We start from the raw sequence: 14,329 nt of genomic DNA, 5'->3' as shown, positions 1-14,329 counted from the left end.
TGGACGTAGGCTTCATCAAGCTGGTTGAGGCTGTGGTCGCTCAGGTGCATCGGTCAGTGGCGCGGTATCATCGGGCAGCGTAGGGGGAACATACTGATCGGGCTGGAGGCAGCGGTCAAGGGGTCTCTGAACGGCTACCTTTTTCCAGCAGAAGCATGAGTGGTTGGGGCTCTATCGCGAACATCCCGATTTATTCGAGTTGGCAAAGGCATACGAGAAATACGATGAGGAAACCGGGGAGCGGTATACCTGGTCTCAACGGGAATCTCTCGACGAGTTGATTGCGCGAGCCGCAGAGATTTCGGAGCGGCCACGCAAGAAAGAAGCATCAAACTGGACCGACCTGATCGCCGAGGAGGAAGGCGACGGTTGTCCATACTGCTTCAAGTGAACCCCAAGGCATCACCCAAAGCTCAACCTCGAAGCGACCGTAGACTTCGGAGAGCGCCATCATGGCAATGATTGATACGCAGACATTTCCGCTAACGAAACAGAGGCTCACGACTGCCCTAACGCTTGTCCCAAGGCAACCGGACGCCTTTAGTCCCAACAGGATGCGCGAAACCCGTGTGCAATTTATATCAGGAAAGAATGTATTGTCATCTATTCGGGGATGGCTGCTTGCCGCAAACATTATTGCAAACGACAAGTCACGCAACTTCTTGACCGATTATGGCAAGCAACTTGTGGTCAATGATCCACAAATGGAAAAGGCGAGATCGTGGTGGAGCTTCCATCTGAATATCTGTTTCTCAGAACGCTGCGATCCTTACCGAGCGCTCTTTTATGCTGTTGGAGAGGGTGCGGGTTATGTTCTCGATGACGAGGCTTTTCTCTGGAAACTGGCAGCGATTATTGGGGAAGAAACGAGCGCCGACCTAGCACTTGCTACGATTGAGACTAATCTCATCGGAGTGCTAAAGATGTTCGATGGCGACAGCCCTCTATCAGACCTTGGGCTCATCGATATTCTGACCGAGGGAAATAGGCGATTCTTGCGTCTGGCAGAACCGAATGTGCCGGAGCAGGCCGTTATTCACGCATTGGCTCTTGCTCGTCATAAGCATTTTCCGACGCGGACAACAGTCCACTTTTCGGAGCTTGTCGACAAGGGGTTTCATCACTTTCTCTGCCTTTCCGTCACGGACCTGCGCAAACGTCTTCGGGACTTAGGCAGGTCCATCATCTGGCAGCAACATTTTGAATTCCTGGAAGGGCAGGACTTGGATTCAGTCCGGTTTGGCGAGCGGCTGAATCCTAGCCAAACCCTACTGAATCTTTTGCAGGAATCCGACGACACCTGGATCTAACGGGGGCAGATATGGACCGCAGGAAACTCCACGAAGCGATGCGAGCCCTTGTTGCTGCCCACCGCTCTGCACGCTACCAGGGAATTGTTGTCGCGGTTAAGTCACAAGACGATTTCGCCGTAGTGTATGGGCAGCTCGAAGCTATCCTCCTGGAACACGATATTTGGATAGCACCTGGCGTCGCCGATGCGCCCGATATTCCGTGCATACGCCGAGATTTTCTAAATGCGGTCTTCCTCCCGCGCAAACGGGGGCTGCTTATCCTTTCGCCGATAGAATGGATGCTGGATTGGTCCGAGCAAGATCGAGCCACATTCTGGGTCGGGCTCGCCGATGCTTTTGGTCGACACGACATTGTGATTCTGACCGTCGCGACACCGTCCGTCATTGGTCAGTTACGAGTGAGTCTAGCGGAACACAATTTGCCTGGTCTGCCTGTTTCAATCTGGCTTTCCCGCCACCAGCCGATTGATCATTTGCAAGGAGTTCTGGCATGACCAGACTATGTGATATCGTTGCCATCAATGCTACCCACGGCAATGCCGCTATCCGCCTTGACGATGGTCTTTTGAACCGCGCCGAAATCCTGGTCGATGCGTTTACGCCCACACATTCATCGGTCGGGATACTGAGGCACTTACAAAAGGCGGTTCTGCAAAATGCGCCCCAGCAAAGTCGTGCCATGATCTGGCATGGAGTCTACGGCTCCGGCAAGAGCCATCTGGGTGTGTTGGTAGGAGAATTGTTGCGTAGCGGGATCGGCGGTTTAGCCATGCTGGGATTTCTAGAGCGGTTGAAGAATCAGGGCGAGTCCCAACTGTGCGAGGCGATCAAGACTACATTTCATCCCCGCGGCGATCAGGATGCCAGACCTTATCTGGTTATTGCGTTATACGGTTCACCGGCGCCCACCCTGCAAAACTCGCTGCTGGAGGGTCTCTATCGCGCCTTATGTGATACGGACGGACTTGATCCCCAAACAATCATTCCCAAAACGGAGTTTGCGGCGGCCCTGGAACGCCTCGCCACGATCTTGCAACATGAGCCAAGCTATCGATATAAGCCCCTCGCCGATTGGGAAATCCCGAGCCTAGGCGGGGCGTGCAACCTGGTCGAGCTAGAGTCCCAACTTGCCGCGTTCGATCCTAAAGCACTGGAAACTTTCAAGGTCTGGCATCCGAAGGTTTCAGCGGGTGCTCAGTTCGACCCGCAGGCATTCGGCGGAAAGGGTGTTAGTGACGCCTTCGCAGAAGCCGCCGCGATCCTGGCCAGAGATCATGGGTACAATGGCATCGCGGTCATCTGGGACGAGTTCGGTTATGCCCTAGAGAACCTGATCAATCAGACACAACGTAATCCCGTGGAGGAGATTTTCAACCTCCAGAAATTCGTCGAGTCCGTTTGCGCCCCACCTAAGGGACACATCCTGTTTATTGGCCTGACCCATCGATCTTTACGCGAGTACGGTTCGAGCACACAGGCCGGTATTGAGGTCAGGACCCGACTGGAAACCATTGAAGGCCGCTTCGGCAGCTTCCCGGTGGCGCTCAAGTCCTCTGAGACCGAGGGCTACCATCTGTTGAGCACCTTGCTCGCACCAACGGTTCTCGGCACCGTCCTGTTGGAGCAATCGCGGTCTCGCGCTGCAGATCTTGCCCGAGTGTGCGCGAACATGCCCTTGTTTTCGAGCTTGGCGAAGGATCTCGGGCACATCGTGACAGGGTGTTATCCATTGCATCCGGTGACCGCCGCTGGTCTCTTTGCGATTGCCGCCCATGGACTTTACGCCCAAGCCAATCGCACGGTATTCACTTTTTTTGACAACTTACAAATGGCAACTACCGGCGCTGCACTTGAGCGCGCCGTTATGTCAGACGCGCTGTACGGGACCGATCTGATTCGTTTGCCGGAATTACTTACAGTATATTGCGACGATGTCTTTGACGAATATCCAGGTCTCGCGGATGCCTACAATCACGCGATCGCCACGGTAGTTCAGGGCTTTCCTGAGGCGCATGGCGCTAAGCGCGACATCCTCGCTACGTTGTTACTTGCACGTGTTCTCGGCGAACAGTTCCAGCCGACCGAAGCGTTTCTGGCCGCAGCGCTTTATGACTCTGAGTCAGAACCCCTGGCCCTCAAGCAAGAATTAGAGGCCCTGCACCGCGCGGGATTGATCTGGCGAAGGGATACGAACACGCCGGTATGGGAATTGGAGGCGGAGACCGGTACCCAAATCGAGCCATTGATCGAACAGGAGCTAAAGCAACTTTCCTCAAATACTCTTTCAGGTTATCTGGAGCTGAATTCCGATCTTTTACGAGACCTGTTGCCCCAGTGCGGCATACATGACCTTGACCCATCGCCGGCAGGGATCGTCAGGTCATTTGATGTCCGACTGGTTGGGAACTTAACGGGCAATTTAGCCTTGGTCAGCGACGAGCGTCTATCCGCGCTAGTCGTGATCGTGGCGCTTGAGGATGCGCGTCAGGCCGAGCAGGCAATCCAGCGTTGTGCAGAGATGTCCGTGCTACGGACACTGACCTATGTCTGGATACCGCGCCGTGGACTTGCGGAGTTAGTGGAGCCGTTACGCCGTTACATCGTCATTAGAAAGCTATTGCAACAGCAAGCGGCAGGTGAAGGTTTGGCACGTCGACTTCGCAACGAACGGGACAAGACCCGCAGGCAACTTCGCGAAGAGATCAAAGAGCGGCTCGGCCGCATCGCACTGGAGCGCGGCGATGTGGCTATCAGGCGTCTCGGCGATCCGGACGAGTCGATCAACGTGACAAGTTGGCACGGCTTCAGTGACTATCTTGCCTTGCAGGTGCACGCACTGTATCCAAAGGAGGTCAAGGTCCGGACGATGAACGTCAATCGTCTGTACAACGTGGATAACTACAAGATTAAGCGGACAGAAAAGCTTCTCCAAGGTATTTTGAATTTCGACGATCAGCCCGCGCATTTGCGAACTGATCTCTTTGGAGAAAATGACGGCAGCGAGTTAGCCGCGTTGATCGATGGGACCTTGGGCATATACAGCAACGGCATACTGATTGCCCGTGCCGGCGGTTGGGACTTAAAGACCCCGAGTGAAAATGATGGTCCTGTAAGGGAATTATTATCATTGATTCAGGATACGCTGCTCGACAAGAAAAGAAAATCCTGCGAACTCTCTGAGTTGCGCTCCAAGCTCATTGCGCCACCCTTCGGGCTGCCGACGGCTGTTATGCCGATATTCACCGCCGTTGCCATCCGCAAAGACGCCCATCGCCTAAAATGGGTTAATCAAACGGGCACGTTTGAGTCGTTACTCTGGGACGCCTTCTCAAAAGGCAGCACCCTGAAGCTTCGCTTCGATACTTTCAAGCCCGGGCAGCTTCAGGTCTTGAACGCACTGCATCAGGTGATTCTGCTTGCGCCGTCCGCGGCCGTTGATATGGAAGAGCAAGCTCGCGAGACGGTTACGGGGCTGCGGTCCTATTATAGCGGATTACCCGATGCAGTGAAGGGCTCGCCCAAGTTGAGCGACCCTGTGCGCAGCCTGTTTCAAAAGCTCAAGCAGCCTGGATTTGACGCTCAAGACGTCGCGGATTGCTTGGTGAGCCTCACCAAGAATGCTGTCGATGGGGAGGAAATGTGTGCCGTTCTCCGAGGACTTTTTGATTCCATCGAGACGATCAAAGACGAGCGCATGGCGACAGTGCGGCAAGTCATCACCCCAGCGATGCAGGACCCGGGGCAGAAACAGCGTATTATCGATACCATTAAGCGACAGGGAAAGGCCATACTTGCACATGCGTTAGAGCGGCTTGATCAGGGCGAGCCGGAGGCATTATCTGAGGTAGTAAGTGCCATCGCCGGAAAGGGTCTCGATCGCTGCAGTGACATTGAGATCGGCCGCTTGAGCGGCGACCTCCAGCGATTGCTGGAACAAGCCGCACAACCTGAGCCCCCGCCGGCCCAAGACCCAGCGCACATAATCAAATTGGAGTATGCCGAGCCACAAGAGAGGCCGATCGACGTCATTGCACTGCCGCTTATTGTACGGGAGCCAAGCCTAGAGGCAACCTTCAACCAAGAACTTGCCGCGCTGATCCGCCGTTACCAAACCACGCTAGATACTGCTCGCCTCGCGGAGATCCTCGCCAGCCATCTCGACGGGCTTAGTATTGTTGCCGCTGCCGATTGCCCCCCGGGCTAGGATTGTTCATGACAGTACGGATCGTGATCGATGATTTCGGCCTTTACCAGGATCAGGATGCTGAGGCTGTCCTGTCGTCCGAGGTGAATCAGATCCAAGCGGTACGGAAACGCATCTGCCACTGCCTGCGCACCGGTGAAGCCGCGCCGTTGGTCCTGCACATGTCGTCGGCGATCTTTCACCGTTTTCACGACTTGGCGGGGCAACCTGGTCTGGAAATCGAGCGAGTTGCCCCACGGCGTTCGCTACGCGACCGGCTAGGCTGCCCGTCGCCCTTCTGGTTGGAGGACAGACTTGTGCTTTCGCTGCTGACCGTGGTCGGAGAGCGGCGAATAGAGGGCGGTGAACTGGACCCAACCGACCGGGTTCTTGCTTTGCTCGACCCGATCCTGGGGCAGACGACAGACTTGTCCGAAATGCTCCGCGCCTTTTCCAAGCAGCCGACTGTGGTCAAGACATTGCTGGGACTTGAGCAGATCAAGCGGAGGCTGAAAGATCGCTTGGCGGCGACCGGGAATGCCGCCGCCACGGAGCTTTTGGCGCTATTCATCGACGGACCTGAGGCGCCACAGCAAGTCTATCGCACACTCGCTCTAGCCTTCCTGCACGAGCGCTTGGTCGACCTTGGCGCCCGGGACGGTTTGAACTCGACGTTCGCATTGCCACCCCGCTTGTGCTCCAAGGCCCTGGTACAGCAGCTCCCCCCACTGCCGCTAGCGGAAGTGGATGCTGCCCCCTATCCCGACTATTTGCGACATCTGTTGATCGCGGCGGAGCGCCGGACCCATGGCGAAGGGCTTCAGGTCCAAGCCCTCGCTGACTATGCCCTGCAAGACTGGCCGGGGCTGCTGGATTGCTTTCAGACCCTTTTTGAGCAAAACCCCGGGATCGCCAGCGTGTCCTTGATCCTGGCCCTACGCAACCTTGGGGGCGTGGCCGCAGGCGGTCTGGCGACCCGGATGCAGGAGTATCTGGACCATTCCCACTGCGATCCGCTGCCCGTGGACGCCTGCGTGAACGATGTGCTGCGCTGGAGCGTGCGCTACTTCCGTTATGCTATCGGGGCCTTTGAGCGACATGCGGAGCCGGATGGGGCCGTCGGGGAGAGCTTCGCACGCTGGGTTGTGGGTCAGCAGAATCGAATTATTCAGTCGGAATATGACTGGCGCGTCGTCGCACGCACGGTAGATGAGGAACTTGCCGCCGGAAACCTGGTCATCCTCTGTATTATCGACGCCTTGGGCGCGATCCATATGGATCTGGTGGAGTTGGAACTGCGTCAACGGCTGGTGGACCAGACCGCGCCCATGATCAAGCCGCTCTTCGCACCTCTGCCGACCATTACCGAAGTCGGCAAGATCGGCGTCTTGACCGGCCGTGATCGACCGACCCCATCGGCGGATTACGAGAAAGCCGTGCGGGAACGCTTCGCTGGCCACCTCACCGCGCCGGGGGCGCTCCAGATCGTCAAGAGTTGGAGAGACTTTCGGCAGGCGCTAAGCCCCCGGACCCGGCTCCTGGTGTGCTTGGACAACCGGGTGGACGACGACCTGCACCAATGCACCGAGTTTCGTCTGCATCGCGATCGGGTTCGAGCGGTTGCAGCGGAACTCGCCGAGCTGATCGCCAATTGGCTGCTCGATGCGGCCCGCTTCGGCGCCAAGGCGACGATCCTGATCACGGCCGATCATGGTGCCACCAAGGTCTCACGCAGCAGCGCACCGCTGCCTGGTACGCTGCCAGTCGAGCGGCGCCTGCTTCAGGTCTCCTCGGCCCCTGAGTCGGTACCGGAAGGTTTTGCCTATGTGGCAGCCGACGGCCAACTCGGCGGCTGGTTGATCCCCCATGGTCGGGTGGCGTTCGGATCGACCGCGAACCTGCTGCATGGGGGGCTGACTCCAGAGGAAGTGCTGATTCCCTTTATCCGGATCGCTCCGGGGGCGGCTCAACCACCCTTCGCCCTGCATTTGACCCCTGCTGAGGCGCGCTGCCATGCGGCGACCAAAGGTTGGTACGCGAACCTCTGCCTTGTCAACTCGTCCAGTGAGACTTTCCTTCATCTCAAGGTGGTCGCCAAGGCGCCCTTTGCCGGTGAGAGTCAACCGATCAGCCGTCTTGACCCCTTCGCGACGCAGACCCCGATCATTCTCAATCTGACGGCCAGTGTCGAGCAGCAGGGAAAGACGCGGGTGCCCTTTGAATTGCGTTATCAGCCCGGCGACGGGGGGCCGTTCCAGAGCCTTGCGTTTGACTTGGACCTGGAATTGAGTGCACACCTGATGGAGCGCACCACGGCGGCGAGCGATTTCAACGATTTCTTTGACCTGTGACACCGGATACCAGCGACCATGGCGATTATCACTGATTTTGATCGTAAGGTTGTCGCACTGCTCGGCGATCTGACGATCGATAAAGAGCGGGTACGCAATCTCCACATCCGTGAGGCGCGGACGGTGACGACCTTCGTCGAGGAATGGCTTGTGTCGCGCTATGAACAGCCGGATAAGAAGGATGAAGCGGTCTATCAGGAAATCACCGCCTTCATGACTCAACACCTGCCCACGAAGACCGAAAAGGAGGGGCTGAAGAATCGCATCGTCAATGGTGACTCCGTCGTCGTTCTCGATCGCTTTACCGTGCGTGTCGATGTATCCAAGGGTAAGCGCTTCGTCGATATCCCCTGCCTGGACGAGAGCCGAGCCGAGACCAGTAACGTACTGTTGGAGGAGCATCCCGGGCTCCTGAGTGGCGGTCAGTGGGGCGCGGGCCGACTCATGCTCCGGTCGGACGGTAAAGACCGCAACGTGATCGAGCTGATCGAGTTTCGTCCCATGCAGTCGGGTCAGGTCCGCTTACAGGCTCTCGTGGATGCGCGCCAAGGGTTCAGTACCGAGGAGTGGCTGGCGGTCCTGATCCGCACCATGGGTTATGAGCCCGACGCCTACACCGAGAATCAACGGCGCAACATCCTCCTGCGACTGCTGCCGCTCGTGCAGAAGAATTTGAATATGATGGAGTTGGCTCCCAAAGGCACCGGTAAGTCATTCGTCTTTTCCAATCTGAGCCGCCATGTCTGGCTCAATAGCGGTGGCGCCTTGACCCGGGCCCAATTGTTCAAGAACCTGAACACCCGAGAGGAAGGACTGCTCGCCCGCTTCGACTTGCTGGTACTCGACGAGGGTCAGTCCATTGAGTTCAAGGGGGAAGGCGACATCCATGCCAAGTTCAAGGACTATCTGGAGTCCGGCCATTACACTATCGGTCACGACAAAATCACCAGTGAGTGTGGGCTGATGGTTCTGGCGAATATCGATATGGATTATCTCGGCAAGCCCACCCGCCCCGATTTCATCCGCCAGTTACCCGAGATGTTCCATGACGATGCCCTGCTCGACCGCTTTCACGGAATCGTCGCCGGGTGGGAGATCCCACGCATCACCAATGCCCACTTCGCCCAGGGTCCGGGCATGAAGGCCGATGTTTTCGGCGAGTATGCGCACCAGATCCGCACCGCCAGCCAGGCGGTCTTCCCCTATGGTCAGGTCCCGTCGCTGCATGGTGATACCCGCGACTCCAAGGCCATCGAGCGGTTGGCCCGTGCGCTGTCACGGTTGTTCATGCTGAATCCGGAGCACCCCGACTACGATGACTATGTCCTCAAGCCCGCCATCGGACTGCGCGAGCGCGTTAGAACCCAGCTTGCGGCCCTGAATCCAAGTGAGTTTTCGCCGCAGGTCAAGATCGAGGTTGCCGGTCATTGAGTGTGCCGCTCGGCCTGGCACCGGGCCACCGGAGGGCTTGATCTGTCGCGCTAAAAGCACTAAATCTCGCACGCACATGGGCAAGAATCCACACAGAGTCCGGATCGGAGAGGCCGCCAAGGCGTTTGGCGTCTCGGCCGAAATCGTGTGTCGCCGGGAGATCAGCGGCAATATCACCTCCGAGCGCACCCCCAGCGGACAGCTGATCGACAGCATCAAGCAAGCCGTGGGTGGTGCGCCGTCATGATCCTGTCCCACAAGATCGCCCTGGATCCCAACAACACCCAGCGCACCTACTTTGCCCGTGCCGCCGGCATCGCGCGTTTCGCCTACAACTAGGCGCTGGCGCAGTGGCAGGAGCAGTATTAGGCGTGCCAGGACAACCCGCTCTTGGCTAAACCCAATGAGGCGGCCTTGCGCAGGCAATTGAACGCCATCAAGCGCGAGCAGTTCCTGTGGATGCTGGACGTGACTAAGTGCGCCCCGCAGCAAGCCATCATGCAGTTGGGCACGGCCTTCCAGAACTTTTTTGCCGGGCGTGCCAAGTATCCGCGCTTTCACAAGAAGGGGCGCAACGACAGCTTCGCCCTGGACAATGGGCAGTTCGCCCTCGACGGTTCGCGTATCCGCCTCCCCCATCTGGGCTGGGTGCGGATACGCGAGACGTTGCGCTTTACCGGCAAGATAGTCTCGGCAACGATTTCGCGCACGGCTGATCGCTGGTTCGTCGCCGTCGTCGTTGATACCGATCAGACCCTCACCCGTCCCGCCGAAAACCAGGACAAGAGCGCGCTGCGCGGCGGGCTCGTGGTGGTCGCGGATCGCTGGTATCCAAGCACCAAGACTTGCTCGCAATGCGATCATAAGATTGATTCCCTGCCGTTATCGCTTCGGCACTGGGTCTGCCCGGCCTGTGGCGTCCGCCACGACCGGGATCTGAATGCGGCGATCAATCTCGCCAATTACGCCGCGAGTTCCGCGGTGTCAGCCTGTGGAGAGGAAGGCTCTGGCGCGGGCCGCAAGGTTCGCGTGAAACCGACCTCGGTGAAGCAGGAACTCAGCGCCAAACTTGCTGCGTAGGTTTGTGTAAGTCTGAGAGAACGGTGCCGTTCTGCATGACGGTCGAGCCGGAGGTCTTCGGCAGCGCCATCGATATGGGCACGCGCTCCTGTGAGCCGAAGATTGCCCAGGAGGCCTTCGGTTCCTGCGCCCAGGTGCTGTTCGGCGACCCCCGGCAACTGGTGCAGCAGGGCCGCCTCGGCACCGTGATCGAGGCCGCGCATCAGTTGAAGCGGCGCAATGCCGAGGTGCCGGTGGTCGCCAGCATCTCGGGCCCCATCAGCACGGCCGCCTCGGTGGTCGCGCCGCTCGCCTTCATGAAGGAGTTGCGCACCGATGCCATGATCGACCTGCGCGCGCTCAAGGCGGACTTCCCGGGCATCACCACCATGGGCAACCTCAGCACCTCGCTGCTCGAGTTCGGCGACAGCGACAAGGTGGCGCGCAACACGGCCCGGCTGCTGCGCGACGGGATCGACATCATCTCCCCGGCCTGCGGCCTGAGCACCTCGACATCGCTCGAGAACATCCGCGCCCTGACCGGTACGGTCCAGCACGCGGGGAATCGCTGATGGCCCTGATCGAATTCAGGCCGCTCGGCGTGAGCGTCGAGGTCCCGCACGGCAGCTCATTGCTGGACGCGGCACGCCGCGCCCGGGTGCGCTTAGAGGCGCCCTGCAACGGCGGCGGCACCTGCGGCAAGTGCCGCGTGCGGCTCGATCCGGCGTCGCGCCCGCGGGCGCGCATCATCGGCCGCCACGAATTGAGCGCGGCGGACCTGGAATCCGGCTGGATACTCCTGTGCAATACGCTGGTGGAGGGTGATCTGACCGTCGATCTGCCGGGCGGCAGCGAACGCGGGCTGCGCATCCTGGAGGACGGCCGCAGCGCCGAGTTGCCGCTCGCCCCCTGGCTCACCAAGCGTTACGACCCGACGTGGCGGCGTACCGACCTGGTCGGCGGCGGGCGCCTGCTGGGCAGCGAGGACGGCGATACCGCGGCCCGCAGTTGGGGGGTCGCGGTGGACATCGGCACCACGACGCTGGTCGTGTCGTTGATCGATCTGTGCACCGGCTCCGCGGCCGGCTCCGCCTCCGCACTCAATCCGCAGGCGGTCCATGCCCAAGACGTGCTCTCGCGCGTGCACCTGGGCTCGACCGCCCCGGGCCTTGAGACCCTGCACGGCGAACTGATGGCTGAGATCGACCGCCTGATCGGCGTACTCACCACCGAGGCGCGGGTCCCCCGGCGCCGCATCTACGAGGTGGTCGTCGCCGGCAACACCTGCATGCTCCACCTGGCCGCCCGGGTGAGTCCCGAGCCGCTGGGACGCTACCCCTACACACCGACCCTGAGCGGCGACGAGTACCTGCCCGCCGCCGCGCTGGGCCTGCGCGTCTCACGCCATGGACAGGTCTATTTCCCACCCATCGTATCCGGCTTTGTCGGCGCCGACATCAGCGCGGGCATCCTCTCGACCGGGCTCGCCACGGCCGCCGGACTCATTCTGTTCGTGGACATCGGGACCAATGGCGAGATGGTGCTGGCACGCGACGGGGTGCTGCAGGCGACCTCCACCGCGGCCGGCCCGGCCTTCGAGGGGATGAACATCGCCTGCGGTATGCGCGCCGCCCGCGGCGCCATCGAACGCTGCGCCATCGTGGACGGCGAGGTGGTTCTGACGACGATCGAGGACGCCGAACCGGTCGGACTGTGCGGCAGCGGCCTGCTGGATGCCGTGGCGGCACTCGTGACCCATGGGGTGATCGAGGGTTCCGGCCGCTTTACCCGCAACCCCGGGTCATTGCCCCCGGGACTGCGCGAGCGCCTGAACCGACGCGACGACAAACCTGTCTTTCAACTCGCCGGGCAGGTCTACCTGACACAGCGCGACATCCGCCAGGTCCAACTGGCCAAGGCGGCGGTTCGGGCCGGGATCGACACCCTGCTCAAACGCAACGGCCTGGAGGCGCAGACAGTGGATCGTGCACTGATCGCCGGCTCCTTCGGCTATCATCTCAGCACCCGCAGCCTGGTCGACATCGGTCTCTTCCCGGCCGCCTTCGACGGCAAGGTCGAGTATGTCGGCAACACCGCGCGCACCGGTGCCGAGACCCTGCTGACCAACGGCGCCGCGCGGGGCACCCTGGCCGCACAGGTCGCACGCGTCGAGTCGGTCGAGTTGGCCAATGATCCGCAGTTCAGTGACGGATTCATCGCGGCCATGGCATTTCCCGCACCGCGCCCCGACGACTTGGCGGGGGGCCTGCCCACCGAACAATCGTTGTCGTTGTCGTTGTCGTTGTCGTAACCGGAGAAGCGATGCAATTTGGCGTGCGAGAGAATCCGGGGCGCGACGATAATCTCGATTACGATTACGATTACGATTACGACAACGACAACGACAACGACAACGACAAGGACAACGACGCGACAGGCATTGCCTGATGGATTTGTTTAACCTATTAGTGAACCGTTCCCTGGGCGCACCGGCCGCCCGCGTGCCCGTCTCGCTGCTGACCGGGTGTCTGGGCAGCGGCAAGACCACGCTGCTCGCCCAACTGCTGCGCCAACCGACGAGTGGTGATCGAGACCAGCGGTCTGGCCGACCCGCTGCCGATCCTGCGCCGGCTCGGCGAGGCGCCGGCGCTGACTGAGCGTTTTTTCATCGACGGCGTCATCGCAAGAGGCGGTGGCAGCAGTTCTGGATCGGCCGCCAAAGTGATTCGCGCAATGGCGCCCAGACCGACGAATGCGCAGCAGGTCACCTCGCAACCGGTAAAATACGGATCTGAATCGAATTTGAATGACCCCGATGCGGCAGTGCACACCATGACCCTGTTCGCCGACGACGATGAGCTGGAGCGCGCCGCCCGCTCGCTCAAGGTCATGTCCCACCCCTTGCGTCTGAGGATTCTAGGCATTCTGGGCGGGCGGGTGGTCGGTGTTCAAGACCTCGTCGATGAGGTCGGCAGCTCCCGCAACTGTATCGCCCGACACCTTGCAATCCTGCGGGACCATGGCATCCTGGCCTGCCGCAAGGACGCCGGCCGGGTTTACTACCGAGTGAAAGACGACTCAACGCGACGACTGATCGGCATGATCGGTGCGGGGTTCCGGGAGGACGCGTGAGTTCGCCGTCACCGGGCGGAGCGTGGGAACGAGAGGCCCGCGCCGGACTTAACTTAACGGCATCGGGTCCAATACGCGTTGCCGGGCGGTGCCAAGCCGGCAGTAGCAAGTGCGGGGCGCCAGGGCGCCAAGGCCTGACTTTACCCGCTGCGCGGCTAGTGCCCACACCACCGCGGCGGGCGCTTATCGATAAATGCGGCAATGCCCTCCTGCGCATCCAGCGTTTGCAGATTGCGTACCATGGCTTGGCGACTGTAGTCATAGGCCTCGGCCAGGGGCAATTCAAGCTGGCGGTAGAAGGCCTCCTTGCCGATTGCGAGCGTCAGTGGTGACTTGCCCGCCAACTGGCGGGCCAGGGCCGCGGTGCGGGCCTCGAGCTCGGCCGCCGGTACGATCTCGTTGACCAGGCCAAAGCGCAGGGCCGTCGCGGCGTCGATCGGGTCGCCCGTCAGCAGCATCTGCATCGCCTGCTTCAGGTCATGACCGGCGCAGAAGCCCGGGCCGGCCCCGGCCAGGATCACGACGCGCACGGCCTGGTCGGTGGCGATGTCGTCGAAGGCTCGGTGCAGGGCCTTCAGCATGGCGCGCGACAGGGCGTTGCGCGCCTGGGGCCGGTTCAGCGTCAGGGTCGTGACACCGGCATCGTCCTGGCGCAGCACCAGCGAGTTCTCGTCAGTCATACTCTCGTTTCTCCGGATGGTTGAGTGGCGGCGCGGTATACCGGTCGCAGCGACCCGGCGCAAGGCCGCAAGCCCGGCGGGCCTCGGAGCGGGCTCGGTCGTCAGATGGGGACTGATCTGCGGTCTGAGGGTGACAGCCGTCGCGGCCTGGGGGCCGCTCCTACGCCGTAGGAGCGGCCC

Annotated in this window: 15 protein-coding genes; 14 read left to right on the top strand and 1 reads right to left on the bottom strand. The window is 60.4% G+C overall.

Features of this window, described 5'->3' with window-relative positions; all coding sequences use genetic code 11:
- Window positions 1-163 precede the first annotated feature (163 nt).
- From QZY48_RS29120 to QZY48_RS29060, 14 genes are all read left to right on the top strand, one after another.
- On the top strand, window positions 164-391 hold the full coding sequence (locus QZY48_RS29120) for a hypothetical protein (RefSeq protein WP_295437239.1): 228 nt from the start codon (window positions 164-166) through the stop codon (window positions 389-391).
- Window positions 392-452: 61 nt separating this feature from the next.
- Window positions 453-1,310 (top strand): DUF4007 family protein, encoded by an 858-nt coding sequence (locus tag QZY48_RS29115; protein ID WP_295437237.1) that lies wholly within the window; start codon window positions 453-455, stop codon window positions 1,308-1,310.
- A gap of 38 nt (window positions 1,311-1,348) precedes the next feature.
- Window positions 1,349-1,807, top strand: coding sequence for a hypothetical protein (locus tag QZY48_RS29110; protein ID WP_295437235.1), 459 nt, complete (start codon window positions 1,349-1,351; stop codon window positions 1,805-1,807).
- On the top strand, window positions 1,804-5,517 hold the full coding sequence (locus QZY48_RS29105; protein ID WP_295437232.1) for an RRP17 family protein: 3,714 nt from the start codon (window positions 1,804-1,806) through the stop codon (window positions 5,515-5,517). The genes QZY48_RS29110 and QZY48_RS29105 overlap by 4 nt, the downstream gene beginning before the upstream one ends.
- An 8-nt stretch (window positions 5,518-5,525) precedes the next feature.
- The gene (locus QZY48_RS29100) at window positions 5,526-7,847 is read left to right on the top strand and encodes an alkaline phosphatase (RefSeq protein WP_295437231.1); all 2,322 of its coding nucleotides are present in this window, start codon (window positions 5,526-5,528) and stop codon (window positions 7,845-7,847) included.
- 18 nt (window positions 7,848-7,865) lie between these two features.
- Window positions 7,866-9,278: a BREX system Lon protease-like protein BrxL gene (gene brxL, locus QZY48_RS29095; RefSeq protein WP_295437230.1), complete on the top strand. Its 1,413-nt coding sequence runs from the start codon at window positions 7,866-7,868 to the stop codon at window positions 9,276-9,278.
- 76 nt (window positions 9,279-9,354) lie between these two features.
- Window positions 9,355-9,525, top strand: coding sequence for a hypothetical protein (locus tag QZY48_RS29090; protein WP_295437228.1), 171 nt, complete (start codon window positions 9,355-9,357; stop codon window positions 9,523-9,525).
- Entirely contained in the window at window positions 9,522-9,617 is a 96-nt protein-coding gene (locus tag QZY48_RS29085) for a helix-turn-helix domain-containing protein (protein WP_295437226.1), read from the top strand. The genes QZY48_RS29090 and QZY48_RS29085 overlap by 4 nt, the downstream gene beginning before the upstream one ends.
- 51 nt (window positions 9,618-9,668) lie before the next feature.
- Window positions 9,669-10,358: a transposase gene (locus tag QZY48_RS29080; protein ID WP_295437225.1), complete on the top strand. Its 690-nt coding sequence runs from the start codon at window positions 9,669-9,671 to the stop codon at window positions 10,356-10,358.
- 23 nt (window positions 10,359-10,381) lie between these two features.
- Complete coding sequence (locus tag QZY48_RS29075) at window positions 10,382-10,909, top strand: uroporphyrinogen decarboxylase family protein (protein ID WP_295437224.1); 528 nt, start codon at window positions 10,382-10,384, stop codon at window positions 10,907-10,909.
- A complete protein-coding gene (locus QZY48_RS29070; protein WP_295437221.1) occupies window positions 10,909-12,648 on the top strand; it encodes an ASKHA domain-containing protein in 1,740 nt (579 codons plus the stop codon). The genes QZY48_RS29075 and QZY48_RS29070 overlap by 1 nt, the downstream gene beginning before the upstream one ends.
- 11 nt (window positions 12,649-12,659) lie before the next feature.
- The gene (locus QZY48_RS29065) at window positions 12,660-12,785 is read left to right on the top strand and encodes a hypothetical protein (protein ID WP_295437219.1); all 126 of its coding nucleotides are present in this window, start codon (window positions 12,660-12,662) and stop codon (window positions 12,783-12,785) included.
- Window positions 12,785-12,994 (top strand): GTP-binding protein, encoded by a 210-nt coding sequence (locus tag QZY48_RS35115; RefSeq protein ID WP_366929805.1) that lies wholly within the window; start codon window positions 12,785-12,787, stop codon window positions 12,992-12,994. Before QZY48_RS29065 ends, QZY48_RS35115 begins: the two co-directional genes overlap by 1 nt.
- A 175-nt stretch (window positions 12,995-13,169) precedes the next feature.
- A complete protein-coding gene (locus tag QZY48_RS29060; protein WP_295437240.1) occupies window positions 13,170-13,469 on the top strand; it encodes a metalloregulator ArsR/SmtB family transcription factor in 300 nt (99 codons plus the stop codon).
- A gap of 155 nt (window positions 13,470-13,624) precedes the next feature.
- Here QZY48_RS29060 and QZY48_RS29055 read toward each other — a convergent pair whose 3' ends face one another.
- Window positions 13,625-14,149, bottom strand: coding sequence for an enoyl-CoA hydratase-related protein (locus QZY48_RS29055; protein ID WP_295437218.1), 525 nt, complete (start codon window positions 14,147-14,149; stop codon window positions 13,625-13,627).
- Window positions 14,150-14,329 lie beyond the last annotated feature (180 nt).

Source organism: uncultured Thiodictyon sp. (assembly GCF_903828115.1).
In the GTDB taxonomy this organism is placed as follows: domain Bacteria; phylum Pseudomonadota; class Gammaproteobacteria; order Chromatiales; family Chromatiaceae; genus Thiodictyon.
The sequence above is the reverse complement of the archived record's forward strand: the minus strand, read 5'-3'. Positions and strand labels throughout refer to the sequence as shown.